Source organism: Chitinophaga terrae (ex Kim and Jung 2007) (assembly GCF_900107795.1).
In the GTDB taxonomy this organism is placed as follows: domain Bacteria; phylum Bacteroidota; class Bacteroidia; order Chitinophagales; family Chitinophagaceae; genus Chitinophaga; species Chitinophaga terrae.
Window position 1 is genome coordinate 159,493 of the sequence record NZ_FNRL01000007.1, and the last position, 18,404, is coordinate 177,896.

Annotated in this window: 15 protein-coding genes; 11 read left to right on the top strand and 4 right to left on the bottom strand. The window is 48.6% G+C overall.

Annotation, left to right across the window (positions count from 1 at the left end):
• Positions 1–109: 109 nt before the first annotated feature.
• Positions 110–859, bottom strand: coding sequence for an SGNH/GDSL hydrolase family protein (locus BLV62_RS09790; protein WP_089761141.1), 750 nt, complete (start codon positions 857–859; stop codon positions 110–112).
• A 220-nt stretch (positions 860–1,079) separates the two neighbouring features.
• On the opposite strand from BLV62_RS09790, the gene BLV62_RS09795 reads away from it, so the two are divergent.
• The 11 genes from BLV62_RS09795 (at position 1,080) to BLV62_RS09845 (ending at position 15,574) form a co-directional block, all read left to right on the top strand.
• A complete protein-coding gene (locus BLV62_RS09795) occupies positions 1,080–4,199 on the top strand; it encodes a SusC/RagA family TonB-linked outer membrane protein (RefSeq protein ID WP_089761143.1) in 3,120 nt (1,039 codons plus the stop codon).
• 21 nt (positions 4,200–4,220) lie between these two features.
• The gene (locus tag BLV62_RS09800) at positions 4,221–5,708 is read left to right on the top strand and encodes a RagB/SusD family nutrient uptake outer membrane protein (RefSeq protein ID WP_089761145.1); all 1,488 of its coding nucleotides are present in this window, start codon (positions 4,221–4,223) and stop codon (positions 5,706–5,708) included.
• 99 nt (positions 5,709–5,807) lie between these two features.
• Positions 5,808–8,510, top strand: a complete 2,703-nt coding sequence (locus BLV62_RS09805; RefSeq protein WP_089761146.1) for a c-type cytochrome — start codon at positions 5,808–5,810, stop codon at positions 8,508–8,510.
• A gap of 11 nt (positions 8,511–8,521) precedes the next feature.
• Positions 8,522–9,601, top strand: coding sequence for an aldose 1-epimerase family protein (locus BLV62_RS09810; protein WP_089761148.1), 1,080 nt, complete (start codon positions 8,522–8,524; stop codon positions 9,599–9,601).
• A gap of 5 nt (positions 9,602–9,606) precedes the next feature.
• Complete coding sequence (locus tag BLV62_RS09815; RefSeq protein WP_089761150.1) at positions 9,607–10,809, top strand: hypothetical protein; 1,203 nt, start codon at positions 9,607–9,609, stop codon at positions 10,807–10,809.
• 15 nt (positions 10,810–10,824) lie between these two features.
• Positions 10,825–11,865, top strand: a complete 1,041-nt coding sequence (locus BLV62_RS09820; protein WP_089761152.1) for a sugar phosphate isomerase/epimerase family protein — start codon at positions 10,825–10,827, stop codon at positions 11,863–11,865.
• Between the two features lie 24 nt (positions 11,866–11,889).
• Positions 11,890–13,035 (top strand): Gfo/Idh/MocA family protein, encoded by a 1,146-nt coding sequence (locus tag BLV62_RS09825; protein ID WP_089761153.1) that lies wholly within the window; start codon positions 11,890–11,892, stop codon positions 13,033–13,035.
• Positions 13,036–13,053: 18 nt separating this feature from the next.
• Complete coding sequence (locus BLV62_RS09830) at positions 13,054–13,812, top strand: 3-keto-disaccharide hydrolase (RefSeq protein ID WP_089761155.1); 759 nt, start codon at positions 13,054–13,056, stop codon at positions 13,810–13,812.
• Between the two features lie 148 nt (positions 13,813–13,960).
• A complete protein-coding gene (locus tag BLV62_RS09835; protein ID WP_089761284.1) occupies positions 13,961–14,485 on the top strand; it encodes a 5' nucleotidase, NT5C type in 525 nt (174 codons plus the stop codon).
• A gap of 105 nt (positions 14,486–14,590) precedes the next feature.
• A complete protein-coding gene (locus BLV62_RS09840; RefSeq protein WP_089761157.1) occupies positions 14,591–15,082 on the top strand; it encodes a GNAT family N-acetyltransferase in 492 nt (163 codons plus the stop codon).
• A 3-nt stretch (positions 15,083–15,085) separates the two neighbouring features.
• Positions 15,086–15,574, top strand: coding sequence for a MarR family winged helix-turn-helix transcriptional regulator (locus BLV62_RS09845; protein ID WP_089761158.1), 489 nt, complete (start codon positions 15,086–15,088; stop codon positions 15,572–15,574).
• Here the strand turns inward: BLV62_RS09845 and BLV62_RS09850 are convergent.
• From BLV62_RS09850 to BLV62_RS09860, 3 genes are read right to left on the bottom strand one after another with little or no spacing between them, the layout of a single operon-like run.
• Positions 15,560–16,180 (bottom strand): hypothetical protein, encoded by a 621-nt coding sequence (locus BLV62_RS09850; RefSeq protein ID WP_089761160.1) that lies wholly within the window; start codon positions 16,178–16,180, stop codon positions 15,560–15,562. The two genes, BLV62_RS09845 and BLV62_RS09850, sit on opposite strands and share 15 nt — an antisense overlap.
• Before the next feature lie 55 nt (positions 16,181–16,235).
• On the bottom strand, positions 16,236–16,463 hold the full coding sequence (locus tag BLV62_RS09855; RefSeq protein WP_089761161.1) for a hypothetical protein: 228 nt from the start codon (positions 16,461–16,463) through the stop codon (positions 16,236–16,238).
• Positions 16,464–16,515: 52 nt separating this feature from the next.
• Positions 16,516–18,402 carry a CocE/NonD family hydrolase gene (locus BLV62_RS09860; RefSeq protein WP_089761163.1) on the bottom strand — a complete coding sequence of 629 codons (1,887 nt, stop codon included), beginning with the start codon at positions 18,400–18,402 and terminating at the stop codon, positions 16,516–16,518.
• Positions 18,403–18,404 lie beyond the last annotated feature (2 nt).

Consider the following 18,404-nt stretch of genomic DNA (forward strand, 5'->3'; position numbering starts at 1 on the left):
CTTTGCGGTCTTAAAATTCGCTTCGGTCTAAAAATCCTTTGCGCCTCTGCGTGCAAAACTCCTCCGCCTGCAAAAAACTCCTTTGCGAGCTTTGCATCTTTGCGGGCTACTACCTCCGCTTGAGAGCCTGGGCGATCGCCTTTTCCGCGAGGGGCGCCATTACTTCGTAGCCGGCTTTATTAGGGTGTACGCCGTCGTAAGTGAGTTCCGCTTTAAGGCCTTTCCGTTCGTCGGCCATGGCGCTGTAATAATCGAGGTACACAAGGTTGTGCGACTCAGCGTATTGTTTCAGTTTATTGTTCAGTTCTGCAATTTTAGGAACGGGTTCCAGGCCGGGGCGCCATGGATAATCGAATGCCGGCAATACGGAGGCGAGCACTACTTTAATATTGTTCGCTTTCGCCAGTTCGGCCATAGAAACGATGTTGCCGTAAATGGTTTCTACCGGCGTATAACCGGTGTTGCCCGCAATGTCGTTAGTTCCCGCCAGGATCACCACTACTTTTGGTTTCAGGTTAATAACATCAGGGCGGAAACGGATCAGCATCTGGGGAGTGGTTTGCCCGCTGATACCACGATTGATATATGGTTTGCCATTGAAATATTCGGGCATTGTTTTCAACCACCCGATGGTAATAGAGTTCCCCATAAATACCACCCTGTTTTCGCCGGCTGCAGGAGGCGCCACCTGGGCGTTAGCATCTGCAAAACATTTAAGGCAGGCCCAATCCTGTTTCATCCTTTCTTCCTCCTGTTTTTTCTTCCGGATAGCAGCGGAGTCGGCGCCATTCTGCGCCCATGCTGCACTACCTAACAGCATTAATGCCATTACTGGCAAGCATAGTTTTTTCAATTTCATGGATACTGTATTTCTCTTTTCGTGTACAAAATAGACAAAAAAATGAAGTTAAGCATACCAGTCCTGTAATTTATAAGCGCGACTGGCGTAGCATGCAGGAAATTACAAACAGGACAGTACAGGACAGTGCAGGATGCAACAGGACAGGAATCTTTTTTTTGCGCCCTATATTAGATCACCGTTAATGTAATACTGTTTTCTCTCACCAATTCCACATGTTATGATCAAAGTACGCGTTCTTTGTCGTAAAGGCACCCTATTTCCTGTTCGCAACATGGTTTTACTGTTCCTAACCATTCTTTATTGCGAAACCGGATATGCACAAAAGAACAGCATCAGCGGACAAGTTACCGACGCTGCATCCTCTTCGCCTTTACCAAGTGTTACCATAGGAATAAAAGGTAGCGCTTCCGGAACCTTCTCAGATGCCAACGGCAAATTCACTATTTTAGCCTCGCCCAGCGATTCGTTGGTGTTCAGTATGATAGGCTACATCTCTAAAACTGTCCACGTAGGCAATCGAACAAAAATCAACATCCAGTTAGAATCCAGCAACAAAGTCCTTAACCAGGTCGTGGTAGTTGGATATGGTACTCAACAGAAAAAAGATGTAACAGGATCTGTAGGACTGGTGACCATGAGAAACATCAAAGACATGCCAATCGCCGGCCCAGACCAGGCTTTGGCAGGTCAGATCGCCGGTATCCAGGTAAGTACATCTAACGGTATTCCGGGTGGCGGCCCTCAGGTCCAGGTTCGTGGCATTGGCGCTGTAGGCGCCGGCAGTCAGCCGCTGTACGTGGTCGACGGGTATCCTTTGGGTACGACTTCCGACCAGGTATCTGACCCGATGAACTCCATCAACCCGCAGGACATCGAATCGATGGCCGTATTGAAAGATGCATCGGCAACCGCGATCTACGGATCAAGAGGCGCTAACGGCGTAGTGCTGATCACTACAAAACGCGGTGCAGCAGGTATTCCTAACGTGCAGCTAAGCGCCAACTACGGCCTGCAGTCCATTCCTCAGAAAGGAAGACCCAACCTCATGAATGGACAGGAATTCGCACAATTCAGAAAAGAAGCAATTGAAGATAACATCCGTTTCACTGAACACCGGGAACCTACAATTGATGATATTCCTGAGATCTACCGCAATCCTGCCGCTATCGGGGAAGGCACCAACTGGTTTGATGCCATTACCAGGGTAGCGCCTATGCAGGAAGTAAACCTCAGCGTAAGCGGAGGATCAGAGAAGATCAAAACGTACATCTCAGGAGGATATTTTAACCAGGATGGCGTCATCATTAATTCCGGCTACCGCCGTTTCTCTGCAAGGGCCAACGTAGACGCCAATATCTCCGACAGGTTCAAAGTCGGGTTAAACATCGCTCCTTCTTACTTCACCCGCAAAGGAAATACCTCCGGTGAAGGACGTGGCGGCTTCTTCGGCATCGCAAGCCCGATAGAACCAGTTTATAACCCGGATGGATCTTATAACGCGTTTATCCAAAGCCCTGGTACTTTCGGCATGCCTAACCCGGTAATGTTCCTGAACGAAGTGACCAACAAGAATGAAAACCACCGTGTTTTATTCAATACATACGGAGAATGGGAAATTATTAAAAACCTGAAACTCAAATCTACCTTCAACGTAGACTACCAGGAAAGCGTTTATAACTTCTTCATTCCTTCCACGATAGGCGATGTAAATGCAGCGCCTCCCCGTATTCCTTCTGCGGCTTACGGCAACAGCAACTCGCTCAACTGGCTGAACGAAAATACGCTGACCTACCAGTATAATACCGACAATGGTCATTCATTCACCGGCTTGCTGGGATATACTGTTCAAAAACAAACAGAGAACTATGCGAACTTCAATGGTACCAACTACAGGGACGATGATATCAAAACACTGAACGGCGCGGCTACCATTACAGGAGGAACAGACAAGGCAGAATGGGCCCTGCTCTCCTACCTGGCCAGGATCAACTACGCATATAAAGACAAATACCTCTTTACAGGAACACTGAGAAGCGACGGTTCTTCCAGGTTCGGACCCAATAACAGGTGGGGTACTTTCCCTTCTGTAGCTGTGGGATGGCGTATTTCGCAGGAAGAATTCATGAAATCATCCAGGCTGATCAGCGATCTGAAACTGAGAGTATCCTATGGTTTCTCCGGGAACTTCAACATCGGCAACTACTCTTACATGAGCAACATCGGTACAAGCGATTACGTATTGGGCGGAGCTTTGGCAGGAGGCCGCGTAATGAATTCGCTGGGTAATCCGAACCTGGGATGGGAAAAGATGAAAGAGCTGAACATAGGTATTGACGTTGGATTATGGAAAGACAGGGTATACCTGACAGCCGACCTCTATAAACGCAATACCCAGGCGCTTTTGCTGAATGTTGAAATACCGCAGTCGAGCGGTTTCGGTACAGTAACCGAAAACAAGGGAGATATGGAAAACCGCGGACTTGAAATCGGCATCAGCAGCCGCAACATCGAAACAAAAACATTTACCTGGAATACGAACTTCAACATCGCCTTCAACCGGAACAAGGTACTGGCCTTAGGTACAGACAATGCGCCTATCTATTCAGGAAACAGCAGCGAGGGCAACCCAACCAACGTTACCATGGTAGGCAAACCGTTGGGTATGTTATTCGGCTATGTGTTTGATGGCATTTACCAGAACCAGGGCGAAGTTGATAAAGGACCTGCTTTCCCAGGCGCTATCCCGGGAAATATCCGCTATAAAGATATCAACGGCAATGGCATTATCAATCCGAGAGAAGATTTTGATATCATCGGCAACCCTTATCCTAAATTCAACTGGGGATTAACCAATACCCTGAACTATAAGAGCTTCGATCTTCGCGTGCTGATCGTAGGCTCAATGGGCGCCGACAGGTTACATGCCACCAACGACTATAACGGGAACATCGACGGCGTATTCAATGTGCGCAAAGATGTGGCAGACCGCTGGAGGTCAGAAAGCAACCCGGGTAACGGAAGAGTGCCTACAACCAACGGTTCCGGACGCGGAAGAGTGATGTACCGCGACGTTAGTTCTTTAACTGTTCAGAAAAATGACTACGCATGGATTAAAAACATCGCATTAGGCTACACCCTGCCGAAGATCAAGTTTGTGCAAAGTGCACGTGTATATGTAAGCATCCAGAATGCCTTCCTGTTCACCAAATACGACGGCAACCCGGAAGTGACCAACTACCTGGGTAAAGGAGGCAGCGGGGCGCTGGTACCAGGCATCGACTATTCCAACTACCCGGTACCAAGAATTTACACCCTGGGCGCTAACCTTAGTTTCTAACTATTACAAACACGAAGTATTATGAAATCAGCAAGAACATATCTAACCATATTTACCAGCGCTTTGCTTTGTGCCTGTAATCACCTGCTGGATGTAAAACCTAATTCATTCTCCAGCGGTAATAATTATTACAATACGGAAGAACAGATACTCAGGGCGGTGAACGGCTGCTATGGCTCCATGCAAACATTGTATACAGGCGACTTCTGGGCAATGACCGAAATGCGCGCCGACAACACCAACTATCAATACGATGAAAGCGACCGCGGTGCGCAGCAAAGGGAAGAAATTGATGAATTCCTCACCACTCCGAGCAATAACTACATCAACACCGTCTGGTCTCAGCTCTATTACAACATACAGCAAACCAACGTGGTGATCACCCGTATCGATGGCGTAAAATTCAAAAGCGACGAAACCAAACAGCAATACCTGGGACAGGCAAAATTCCTCCGCGCGTTCAACTATTTTCACCTGGTACGCCTCTTTGGCGGAGTGCCATTATTACTGAAAGAAGTTGGAGGACCGGACGAAGCCATCACGCCTAAGAAATCGACTGCTGAAGAAGTATATACCCAGATCATTGCAGATGTTACGGATGCAGTGAACAGTCTTCCCCCCAGCTACCCATCCAGCGAACGCGGAAGGATCACCAAGGGGGCTGCACTGACATTGCTGGGCGAAATTTACCTTACCCGTAAAGAATATGCGAAAGCAATTACCGCTTTGCAGGAAGTGACCAAACTGAATTATACACTGATGACCGATTATGCAGATTGTTTTGATCCTGCGAAAAAAGCTGCCAATACAGAAGCGATCTTCGAAATACAATACAATTCAGGACTGGAAACAGAGAGCAGCAATTTCATCTTCAACTTTGGTCCAAGAAACGGTAAAAAAGATTTGACCGGTTTCAACGGTAACCTGGGCGGCGTTAACATTCCTACGCCAAGCATCGTAAACGCTTATGAGGCCAAGGATAAACGGAAAGCGGCGTCCATCTACATGTACGACAGTCCTACCAACGCAGCCTTTGCAGAATCAGTAGCTTTCGGCGGCAAATTACCGCTCATCAAAAAATTCTACCATCCGCCATATGCGTTAGACGGCAGGGCGAACGAAAACTGGCCCGTATACCGTTATGCACAAGTATTGCTGATGCTGGCAGAAGCGATGAATGAAAGCGGAACCGGAGATCCATATCCACACCTGAATGCAGTAAGACAAAGAGCAGGATTAGATCCTGTCAACGGTTTGGGACAGGCGGCGCTGAGAGACACTATCTTCCATGAAACCCGTGTTGAGCTGGCGTTTGAAGACAATCGCTGGTACCAGTTGCTGAGAACAGGAAAAGCTATCAGCGTAATGACGCAGCATGGAAAAGAAGAAAAACAAAGGTTAACAAGACTGAGTCCTGCATCCTATAACATACAGCCGTTCCAGTTACTCTATCCAATCCCGGAAAGAGAGATCCGACTGAACGGGTATGAACAGAATCCAGGTTGGTAAAAAAAATAAGAAAAAAGAAGAAACGTTTTCTATCTTGGGGAAAGCGACCCATTGCTATAGTGAACGTATCATCCTGAAAATCTATTCAAGTACATATTTATGACCGCGTTAAGAAAAAAGTCTGTGCAGCTTTTATGCGTATCTGCTGCCTTTGTTGCAGCAATTGCCTGCATAAATGCCAACAGTTCAACGGAGCAACAGCAAGAGCAACAACTGACTGGCAATCCGAAGATCGACAAACTGAAGTTACCCGATAACTTCAAGGCAGAACGATTATACAGTCCCGGCGATAACAAACAGGGCTCCTGGGTTTCCATGACCTTTGACGACAAAGGGCGAATGATCGTTTCCGACCAATATGGTTACCTGTACCGTTTGCAACTGCCAGCTGTGGGAGAAGATTCTTCTAAACTGAAGATCGAACAGCTTAACATCGGTAAAACCGCCGATTCACAAAGAGTATCTATGGGATACGCACACGGGCTGTTGTATGCATTCAACAGTCTGTATGTAATGGTGAATCACAATTCCGACCAGCGCTTTGAAAAAACAAGTGGTTTGTACCGGTTGCAGGATACAGACGGCGACGACCAGTTTGACAAGATCACGCTGATCAAAACACTGGAAGGTGAAGGAGAACACGGACCTCACAGCATTATCCTTTCCCCGGATAAAAAATCACTCTATGTGGTATGCGGTAACTTCACCAAAATACCGCAGATGAATGGTTATAAAGTACCGTTCACCGCCGAACTGGATAACCTGTTCCCGTTCCTTAAAGATCCTAACGGCCACGATAACACGGTTGGCAAACATGGAGGCTGGGTAGCGCATATGGATTCTACCGGCGCTAACTGGGAACTGATCAGTTCCGGTTACCGCAACCCGTTCGATATTGCATTCAATGACGCAGGCGACCTGTTCACCTACGACTCAGATATGGAATGGGATTTCGGTACGCCCTGGTACAGGCCAACCCGTATCTGCCAGGTTACCAGCGGCAGCGAATACGGATGGAGACCGGGTACTGAAAAATGGTCGCCCGCCTACCCCGACAACCTGCCGCCGCTGATCAACATCGGGCAGGGCTCTCCTACCAACCTTATCAGCGCCAGCAATGCCAGGTTCCCTGAAAAATACAGGAAAGGCTTATTGGCATTCGACTGGAGCTTCGGTATCATTTACGCGATCGGTTTGCAACCTGACGGCGCTTCCTACAAAGCGACAGCAGAAGAATTCCTTTCAGGATCTCCGCTACCTTTAACAGATGGCGCCATCGGTCCTGACGGCGCTTTATACTTCCTGACAGGAGGAAGAAGGCTGGAATCAGATCTTTACCGCATATACTATAAAGACAACAAGGAAAGCAATGCCCCGTTAAAAGTAGCGGCCATTACTCCTGAGGCTAAGATCCGCCGCCAGCTCGAAACTTATCATGGCGGCCCTAAAGCCGGCGCGGTAGATTATGCATGGCAATACCTGAAACACCCGGACCGGTTCATCCGCTTTGCCGCCAGGGTAGCTATTGAGAACCAGCCAACCAGCGAATGGCAGGCTAAACTCCTGCAGGAAAAAGATCCTGTTATCCTTACCCAGGGCGCCATTGCACTGGCAAGACAAAGCAAGACAAACGTTTCCGCCCAGATACTGCCGCAACTGATGACCATCAACTACGACCAGTTAAATGCAGATCAGCAGATGGACCTGCTCCGTGCTTTTGAACTGGTAATAGCCAGGATGGGCAAACCTTCCGGCCAGCTGTACAACCAGGTAGTAGCTTACCTGGATGCGCACTACCCGGCTAAAGACAACGAACATAATAAATCGCTGAGCAAGATCCTTGTATACCTGGATGCTCCTAAAGCAACAGAAAAGACCATGGCCTTGCTTGCCACAGCAAAAGACGATACTACCCTGCAGAAAACAGCCATGCAATCCGCAGACCTGATCATGCGTAACCCGCAATACGGGCTCGATATCGCAGGCATGCTTTCCAAAACCCCTCCTTTACAGCAAACCTGGTATGCAACCGTATTAAGCCAGGCAAAAACAGGATGGACGCCGGAACTGCACGAACAATATTTCAAATGGTTCTACACAGCCTTTACTTACAAAGGAGGTCACAGCTTCATCGGCTTTATCAACAACGCACGTAAAAATGCGCTGGCAAATGCGCCTAAACAGGAATTCGCCTATTACAACAAGTTATCGGGCGATTCGCTGGCCAACCTGGGAGGCATGCAAATGGAAGGTTATGCCCAGCCAAAAGGCCCGGGCAGGAACTGGAAAGTGGACGAAGCGGTAAAAGTTGTTGAAACAGGCCTGGCCAACAGGAATTTCGAACAGGGAAAAGCTATGTTCCATACTGCGTTGTGCAGCGCCTGTCATGGCATGCGCGGCGAAGGCGGAACAGCCGGACCAGACCTCACCCAATTGGGCAGCCGTTTCTCGGATAAAGACATTCTCGAGTCGATCATTGATCCAAGCAAAACCATTTCGGATCAATATTCCGCTACAGTATTCGCACTGAAAAAAGGCGGTTCTGTAGTGGGCAGGATGGTAAGCCAGGACGCAGAGAAATATGTGGTTTCACAAAACCCTTTTGCTCCGCAACAACAACGCACTATCCTGAAAAAAGATGTGGCCAGCGTGAAAACATCCAACGTATCTGTGATGTTGCCCGGACTGATCAACAGGTTGAATGAAGAAGAACTGAAAGACCTGATGGCCTACCTGAAATCCGGCGGCAATCCTAAAGACAGCGTATTCCTGTCTGGCACCCAGATCACGAAAAACAAATAATAAGAACGGGCATGGATCTGAAGAATAAACCCTGGCACGATAAAGTTTCTCATTACTCGCAGATCGGCGGAATAGAAACATCGGTACTGGATAACGGAGCCGGACGGGGAACCCGTATAGCCTGGATCAATACAGGAACCGGGCTGCGTTATAAAGTAGTGATAGATCGGGCCATGGATATTGTAGATGCTTTTTACCAGCAATACAGCCTTGCCTGGATAAGTCATAATGGCGTTACAGCGCCGCGTTATTCACTCAATAAAGGTCTGGACTGGCTCCAGACCTTTGGCGGTGGATTAGTGACCACCTGCGGTCTTTCCCATGTAGGCGGACCGGAAAGCGACGAATACGGGGAAAGAGGGTTGCATGGTCCGATCAGCAACAGCCCGGCGGAAATCATAACAATTCAACAACCCGACCTTCGGACCGGCGACCTGCATATGAGCATCAGTGGCCTGATCAGGCAAACATCCGTGCTGGGTGATCAGCTGATCCTGAAACGCACCATCAGCGGAACATTGGGAGAAGCCAGTATCCGGATACAGGATGAAGTGATCAACGAAGGCAATACCGTTGCACCGCATATGCTTTTGTACCACCTGAACTTTGGCTGGCCGCTGGTTAACGAAGGCGCGGAAATATGCTGGAAAGGCTCCTGGCAGCCGAGGGCCGGCAACCCCGACATCATTTTCAGGGAAGGCAACAATTACAAAGTATGTTCGGCGCCCTTAGACAGCCATTCCGGCGGCAGCGAGGAAGCCGCCATAATTGACCCGGAAGCCGATGCCAGCGGATGGTGCACCTGCGGCGTGTACAACCCGGAACTGCAGATAGCATTATCCGTTAGGTTTAAAAAAGCGCAGCTGCCTGTTCTTACCAACTGGCAACACTGGGGAAAAGGCGAATATGTCATGGGCCTGGAACCGGGCACTCATCCGCCTACAGGACAGGCAAAGGCAAGAAGAGAGGGAAACCTGATCTACCTGCAGCCGGGAGAGCGCAGGCAATACGAACTGCAGTTCGGTATTCTCAACACCCCTGACGCTATCCGGCAATTTCGTACAGCACTATCATCAACTACACATAATTAAAGTCCATGGAAAAATTAAGCTTAGCTGAAAAAGCACTCGAACAGGGAAAAGGTATCCTGAGGTTGGCGCCAACCTGGGTACCCCGCTCCTTTTGTGTTCCTGGAAGAAGGATCAAATTACACCCCGACGACTATTACGTATTAGGGGGCGAAAGAGGCGGTATTGATGAACGTTGGCTATCCAGTACCACTCCTGCCAAGAACGGCCCTTTAACGGGCGAAAACGAAGGCATGAGCATGATCGTGTTCAACGATGGCGCCAGGACTCACCAGTTTTTATTAAAGGATGCAATTGACCTGTTGCAGGACAAACTGATCGGGAAACGGATCTGGGATACTTACAAGGCCTGGCCTATGTATTCCAAGTTCTTTGATAATATGGGTCCGTTGCCGCATCATATACACCACAATGATGAAAAAGCGGCGCTGATAGGCCAGGCCGGGAAACCGGAAGCCTATTACTTCCCGCCGCAACTGAATAATCACGGGGGCGACTTCCCTTATACCTTTATGGGAATTGCTCCGGGCACTACCCGGGAACAGATCAGGGAATGCCTGGTGAACTTCACGAAAGGCGATAACAAGATCACCAATTATTCGCAGGCCTATCGCCTGGAACCGGGAACCGGGTGGGACGTACCTCCCGGCCTGCTGCATGCGCCGGGCAGTTTATGCACCTACGAGCCGCAGAAAGCATCGGACGTATTTGCCATGTACCAGTCGCTGGTGAATGAAGCGATCATTCCTGAAAACCTTCTGTGGAACGGTACGCCGCCTGAAAGCATTGGCGATTATGACGCCCTGCTGGATGTTATCGACTGGGAACTGAACGTAGATCCGATGTTGTTCCAGAACCGCTTTATGCCGCCCGTACCCGCTGTTACCAATGCGGAAGGATACAAAGAAAACTGGATCTGTTATAAATCTGCCGACTTCAGCGCGAAAGAACTGACAGTAGAACCCGGAGCTACCGTAGTGATCAAAGACAGCGCGGCGTATGGACTCATTATGATGCAGGGACGCGGAACCATGGGCGTTTGGGAGATTGAAACACCAGCCCTGATCCGTTATGGACAACTGACGAACGACGAGTTCTTTGTTAGCGAAGCTGCAGCGATGGAAGGTGTTAAGATCACCAATACATCCAGCACTGATCCAATTGTGATGCTCAAACATTTTGGTCCCGGCAACCCGGATCTGAAACTCTGATAAAACGCCTGCGTTATGAAAGACAACAATTATCCTAAACTGCACAATGCCACCTGGCCTGGTATTGTAGGAAAGGGAGACGACTCACAACCCATTATTCCTTTCGATACATTGCTGCAAATGACAGCCGCCGCAGAAGTTGACGGCGTAAAATTCGACGGTATTGATATCGGGCTGTTTGATCCGCATGTGCCGGTGAACAGCTCGGATGATGAGCTGAAAAGACTGGCGGATAAAGTAGCCGGTTATAATTTGGAGATAGGTAGCCTGGTGGCTCCTATCTGGCCGCCGGAAGGCGGTTCTGCTATGGGCAGCAGGGAAGAACGCAACCGGTTTATTGAACAGGTTCGTAAAGCCTGCAGCGTAGGGCAACGGTTACGCAAGATCGGCATACGCCCGAACGGCATTATACGTATCGACTCAGCCTGTTCGCCGGAAGCCTGGTCAAAAGACCCGGCCGGCAACACCAAACTGATCGCGCAAACGTTCAGGGAGGCAGCAGATGTAGCAGCCGATTTCGGAGAGCAACTGGCAGCCGAAGGCGAGATCTGCTGGGGAGGAATGCATAGCTGGAAAGCGATGATAGATACCCTGAATGCCGTAGACCGTCCGAATGTGGGGTTCCAGGCGGATATGTCGCATACCTTCCTGTACCTGCTGGGATATAACAGCCCGGAAGACAGGATACTGCCGGCAGATTTCCAGTGGGGGGATCGCGCTGCGCTGGCAGAAGGTCTGAAAACGCTGACAGCAGCCCTGCGTCCGTGGACTATCGACTTCCATGTGGCGCAGAACGACGGAACAGTGTATGGAAGCGGTTCTCATGATAAAACAGGTCGTCACTGCCTGCCTACTGACCCGAACGGGAAACTGAATATCGGCGAAGATGCAGGCTACTGGCTGAGGGACGAGAACGGGCAACTGACCAAACGTTTCAGGCATATCTGCTGGGATGGTTGCATGTTCCCCAACGAGGTGATGACCCAGCAGAAAACATGGAATGATATCCTGGCAGCAATGATCAAAGTACGCCAACAACATGGCTGGCAGGAATAAACAATGTATTTAAAACCAGGGACTATGGCAACTAACAAAGAACTGAGAATAGGACTTATAGGATGCGGTTTCATGGGCAGAACCCACTCAAACGGCTATCTGCGCGTGAAGAACTTCTTCCCCGAACAACAATACAAACCGGTACTGAAAGCGGTTTGTGCACGAACAGAAAGTAAAGCCCGGGCTTTTGCTGATCAATGGGGATATGAATCTATTGAAACTGACTGGAAGAAATTAATAGCGAGAGATGATATAGATGCGGTAGACATCTGTACCCCTAACGACATGCACGCTGAAATAGCTATTGCAGCAGCGGAAGCAGGGAAAATGGTACTATGCGAGAAACCACTGGCACGTACCTACGAAGAATCGTTGGGTATGGTGAACGCCATTGAAAAAGCGGGAGTAAAAAATACAGTTTGGTATAATTACCGCCGTTTACCTGCTGTTACACTGGCCAAGCAGATCATTGACAGCGGCAAACTGGGAAGGATCTTCCACTACCGCGCCAACTTCCTGCAGGACTGGACGATCAATGCCAACCTGCCACAGGGAGGAGAAGGGTTATGGAGAATGGATGCGGCAGTAGCCGGATCGGGCGTAACAGGCGACCTGTTATCGCATTGTATTGATACCGCTTTGTGGCTGAACGGCAGCATCACTACCGTTAGCGCCATGACAGAAACTTTTGTGAAAGAGCGTGTACACCAGCTCACAGGAAATGTGCAGCCGGTAGGCATTGATGATGCCTGTTCGTTTATGTGCCGGTTTAAGAACGGATCGCTTGGCTTATTTGAATCTACCCGTTATGCACGTGGACATAAAGCGTTGTATACGTTTGAGATCAACGGCGAAAATGCATCTATCCGCTGGGACCTGCACGACCTGAACAGGTTGGAATTCTTCGACAATGCTGATCAGTCGGTCCTTAAAGGATGGAGATCCATACATGTAACAGACGGCGATCAGCCTTATATGAACAGGTGGTGGGTACCTGGCCTGGGTATCGGCTATGAGCACTCATTCGTTCACCAGGTAGCAGATTTCATGCAAAGCCTTGAAACGGGCGGCAGCTGCTCTCCTACCTTCCGTGAAGCATTGGAAACAAACCAGGTATGCCAGGCTGTTTTAGATTCGGCAGCAGAAGGCGCCTGGAAAACCATACATTAATCAAAAAAACATCGTCTTATGCGGAAAAGAACAGGCGTGCTTTGCGTATCAGCAGTGGCAGCCTTACTCGGCGCCGCCATTGCCTGGAAAACAACTAACAGTATGGACTACAAAAAAGGATTTGTATCCATATTTGATGGCAAAACCCTCAATGGATGGGAAAGTGACGGCGTTCACTGGCGGGTGGAAGATGGTAACATCGTAGGCGAAATAACACCTGAAACGCTGGTAAAAACCAATAACTTCCTCATCTGGAAAGGCGGGCAACCGGCCGACTTTGAACTGACCTGCGAATTCAAGATCAGTGCGGGCGGCAACAGCGGTATTAATTATCGCAGCGAACGGGTAGAGAATGTACCATTCGCTTTGAAAGGATACCAGGCCGATATTGATGGCGCCAACAGGTATACAGGGCAGAACTATGAAGAGCGCGGCAGAACAACCCTCGCCTACCGTGGCCAGAAAACCGTTATTCCACCTCCTACCACTTCCCTGCAGGATGGCATTAAGAACAATGCCTGGACGGCTGCAAAGGTAGTAGGTTCGCTGGGCAATATCGATTCGTTGCAGCAGTTCATTAAAGCCGAAGACTGGAATACCTGCAGGCTCGTTGTTAAAGGAAACCGCCTGCAACACTACATCAACGGTGTATTGATGAGCGATGTAACAGATAATGATAAGGTAAACGGCAAATCAAAAGGTTACCTGGGAATGCAGGTGCATGTTGGACCGCCGTCTAAAGTCGCTTATCGCAAGATCATGCTTAAGCAATTGTAGGCAGCCCGCATGCGAAAACAAATAGATTGTTGATAAAGGGCAATAAACAAGCAAAGGGGCGGGGATTGTGTTGTATAACATGATCTTTGCCCCTTCTGCATTCTTAATTTTTCTTAAAAACTACTATTTTGCAGAAAAAGAGAGAAACATGCTATCTATTGCAATTGACATGGACGAAACCATAGCTGACCCTATTAAAAAGGCAAGAGAATGGTACTTCAGGGATTATGGCCGCACCTTTACGCCGGAAGAACTTCATGGCAAAACCCTTTCTGATGTGGTACCCCCCGAACACCGCGATAAGATCAAGGAATACCTGAATACGCCGGGCTTTTTCAGGGACCTGGAGATCTTTCCGAACGCCCAGGAAGTATTAAAAGAACTAAATAAAAAATACAAATTATATATCGTTTCCGCAGCAATGGAATTTCCTGCTTCGCTAAGGGATAAATTTGACTGGCTGCAGGAATTCTTTCCCTTCCTGAGCTGGAGACAATATTGCCTCTGCGGCGATAAGTCCATTGTCCAGGCAGATATTATGATAGACGACCTGGAAAGGAACTTTGCCAATTTTAAAGGTAAACCGTACCTGTACCATGGACATCACAATGTACATGTCACCGGTTATGAACGCATCCTCAACTGGGAAGACGCAGCGAAGAAGTTATTGTAATCCTTAATTTTTACTTCCTTTATTATTACCTGGTTAAAATAATTTCAAAATTAAATTTCCATATATGTAGTTAACTACGTAGTTTTATACACAAATAATTGCCAAATGGAAAACATAGTATACAAACCGATAGGCGACCAGTATTCCAATGATGTCATTCAACTTATTTTACCTATTCAACAAATTGAGTTTGGCGTACCTGTTACGCTCGAAGACCAGCCCGACCTCCAGAACATAGAAGCTTTTTACTGCAAGTCGGGGGGCCACTTCTGGGGCGCCTTTGACGGCAACACACTGGTTGGCACGATTGCGCTTATTAATACCGGTCACCAGGCTGGCGCTATAAGGAAGATGTTCGTTAAAAAAGAATACAGGGGGAAACAGTTGGGGATTGCTCAACGGTTGCTTGACGGATTGCTGGCATACAGCAGGGAAAAAGGGATCAGGGACCTTTACCTTGGAACGGTAGAACAACTGAAGGCAGCCCAACGATTTTATGAAAAAAACCAGTTCACTGTCATTAAAAAAACAGATCTTCCTTCTTATTTTCCATTGATGAGCGCCGATAATGTGTTCTATCATCTGCACATGAAATAACTTATGACTAACGTAATTGACGAATCGGGCATACTGGCGATCTCGACCCGGCTGCAACGGCTGGCCGACGCACTGAGGAAAGAGGGACAACTGATCTACCAATCATTTGGGCTGGATTTCGAGCCCAAATGGTTCCCTGTAGTTTATACGCTGCACCTGAAATCTTCGTTGAGCGTAGTAGAGATAGCCAATGAAATAGGCTATGCCCATCCTTCTACCATCAGTTTATTAAAAGAGCTGGAAAAACAACAGCTGATCAGATCAAAGAAGGATAAGACAGACGAGAGAAAACGATTGATCGTACTGACTGAAAAAGGGAAAACGCTGGTGAATGCCATGCAGCCGGTTTGGGAGAATATGCAACGGGCGTTGTCGGAGATTGCCGACAATAAGCATAACCTGATGAAAGCAATTGAGGAAGCAGAAGCCAAACTGAAGGTATCCGGCTTTTTCGAACGTTCACAGAAGATCCGGCAATCAGGAAACCTCTAAGAGGCCGGTCACCAGGGCTTTCCATTGCATCTTGGAAATGCCTATCGCCCCTGTTGACCCTATAACCGCGTTCCTGATCTTATCTTTCAGGTGAGGCGCGTCTACATTGGGCACCTCGTTGCGGCCATATACCGTTGCAGTTACGGTACGCTGGTTCCGCACTACTACAAAGGAACTGCTGGCTTCTTTCTTGAGAAAATGGGCGATGCCGGCGCTTTTCTGAACCGGATGTTCCGTAGGTCTTGCCCGCATAAAGAAAATCTCCTGGTGTTCGTTCAGGGTTACGTGCTCTTTTTGTTCGATCTTCACCCAGTCGTATCCTTTACCCGCACTGGGGCCTGGTCCGGGCAGGTCGATCTGCATGTACATACCTGTTTCTGCCGGCCCGTCAACCGGGCGGCCTGCCAGGTCTGTCAACTGAAAACTGACTGCCAGTCCTTTACCCGCGAATTCGTACCACTTATTTGCATCAAGCATCCGGTCTACAACTGTTTTGAAAAACGCCACAGCGGCATCTTCATGAACCAGCTCCCTGGATTCAGAAGTGGTAGTAGCTTCTCCTACATATTGTGCGGGTACAAATGGGGCTGCAATATCTTCGGCCATAGCAATGCAATTTTACAGTACAAACAATGAAATATCGGACAAGAAGATTCAATAACTATACCAGTGAGTCGAGCAGCAGCAATACCATTTTCATTATTAAAATGCTAGCCACCGCAATCCCGCCGGCCAATACGCGCAAGTCAAGTTTAATAGCCCCCGTTTGCCAGGTGAACTTAATGCTTTTGTTCTTATACCTGCGTGTCATGACAACAATAAACCCAATAATCGACGCTACATAGATAAATAGGAAAAGTATAAGGCGTAGCCCCCCATTTGGTTCCATAAAATATGATTTGCTGTTTTGAAGATACGGAATTTTGATATTTAAAAAATAATCACTTCAGTACAGGCAGCACAATCGCGGAAGCATTTCTTGCATCGTGATGAATATTAACGGTTTGCGGAATAAAATCCTCATCTGTTGCCCGGTAAATATCTACAAACTGCTGAGGATTCCGATCGATGAGGGGGAACCAGGTGCTTTGGATCTGGACCATTATCCGGTGCCCTTTTCTGAAAGTATGAGCGATGTCTGGCAACTGAAACCGCACGGTGGTGATCTCATTGGGCCTGAACGCTTCCGGTTGCTGAAAACTGTTCCTGTAGCGCCCCCGCATCACCTCTCCCCTTACCAGCATCTGGTAACCACCCAGGGGATACGGACCGCCCGCATCGCGGGTTTTATTTGGCGGCGGCGTATTGTCGTAACGGAAATCATCCGGCATTACGTCTATCACCTTTACTATAAAATCCGCATCCGTACCGGTAATGCTTACACGCAGATCAGCGGTAATGGCTCCCGCCACGGTTATATCTTCTGTTAATACCCCTGTTTTAAAGGTCAGCACATCGGGTCTCCTGGAAGCAAACCGCTGGTCGTCGGTCATATAATCCCTTGTCCGGTAGAAGTGAACATCCTCTGTATACGGCACCGGGTGGGCCGGATCGCTGACATAAGTACTTTTACCTCCTGCTGGCGGAGTAACCGCCAGGCTTCCTCCCTGCTGCAGGTAATAGGTTTGCGGAACAGCCGCCGGAGGCCATTTCGGGAACTGCCGCCATTGGTTTTCTCCCGTAAAAAATATAGTCGCTTCCGCAATACCCGACAGATCACCTTTACCAAGCAGGTAATAATTAAAGAAAGGAATCTCTATATGCTGCTGGTACCAGGCAGCAGTGTTACCGCCAAACTGTATATGCCCCAGGCGACTGCCATCATTGGAAGCCCATTGCCCATGATACCACGGACCCATTACTATTTTATTGAAAAAGCCTGCCGGGTTCTTCTTTTCAATGGCCTGGTAAAGATTCCAGGCGCCAAAACAGTCTTCCGCATCAAACAACCCTCCTACTACAAGCACCGCCGGCTGCAGATTCTCTACATAGTTCCTCGCATTCCGTTGCTGCCACCACTTATCATAATCGGGATGCTGCATGATCTTTTTCCAGAAAGCGAGGCTATCGCCCGTCAGTTTAGTGAAATTCGGGATAGCGCCTATATCCAAAAATGCCTGGTAATTATCGTTGCAGGGAAGTTGTAACTGCTGTGCGGGCGCCACAGCTATAGGAGCGGGATGCGGGTAACCGAACCCCTTGGTATAGAAGCTGAAGCAGTCCATAAGGCAGAATGCCCCGTTATGATGAAAATCATCGCCCATAAACCAATCAGTGACCGGCGCCTGCGGGCTAACCGCCTTTAAAGCAGGATGCCCGCTCAATGCCGCCATCGTGGTATAAAACCCCGGGTACGAAATACCGAACACGCCTACACGTCCGTTATTGCCGGGCACATGGTTCACCAACCAGTCAATAGTATCGTAAGTATCGCTGGCTTCATCTGTTTCCTTTCCTTTCTTTTTGGGATTAAAGGGCCTGACATCTTCAAACTGTCCTTCACTCATCCAACGGCCCCGCACATCCTGTATCACCAGTATATATCCCAGTTTCGTGTATTCGGACCAGTAAGTTTTCCAGAGATTAGACGTATAGGCTTCCCCGTAGGGCCCTGCCGAATAGGGAGTCCGCGTCAGCAGCACCGGGCGCCGTTGAATAGTGTCTTTAGGCCTGTAGATGCTGGTAAATAATTTCACCCCATCTCTCATTACTATTTGCTCTTCCTGTTTTACATAGTTGGCTGTAACCCATGCCGAGTCCTGCGCAAAGAGCGCCCGGGCCGGGAGTGTAAGCAACACTCCCAGCAGCACTTTTGTCATTCTTTTCATTA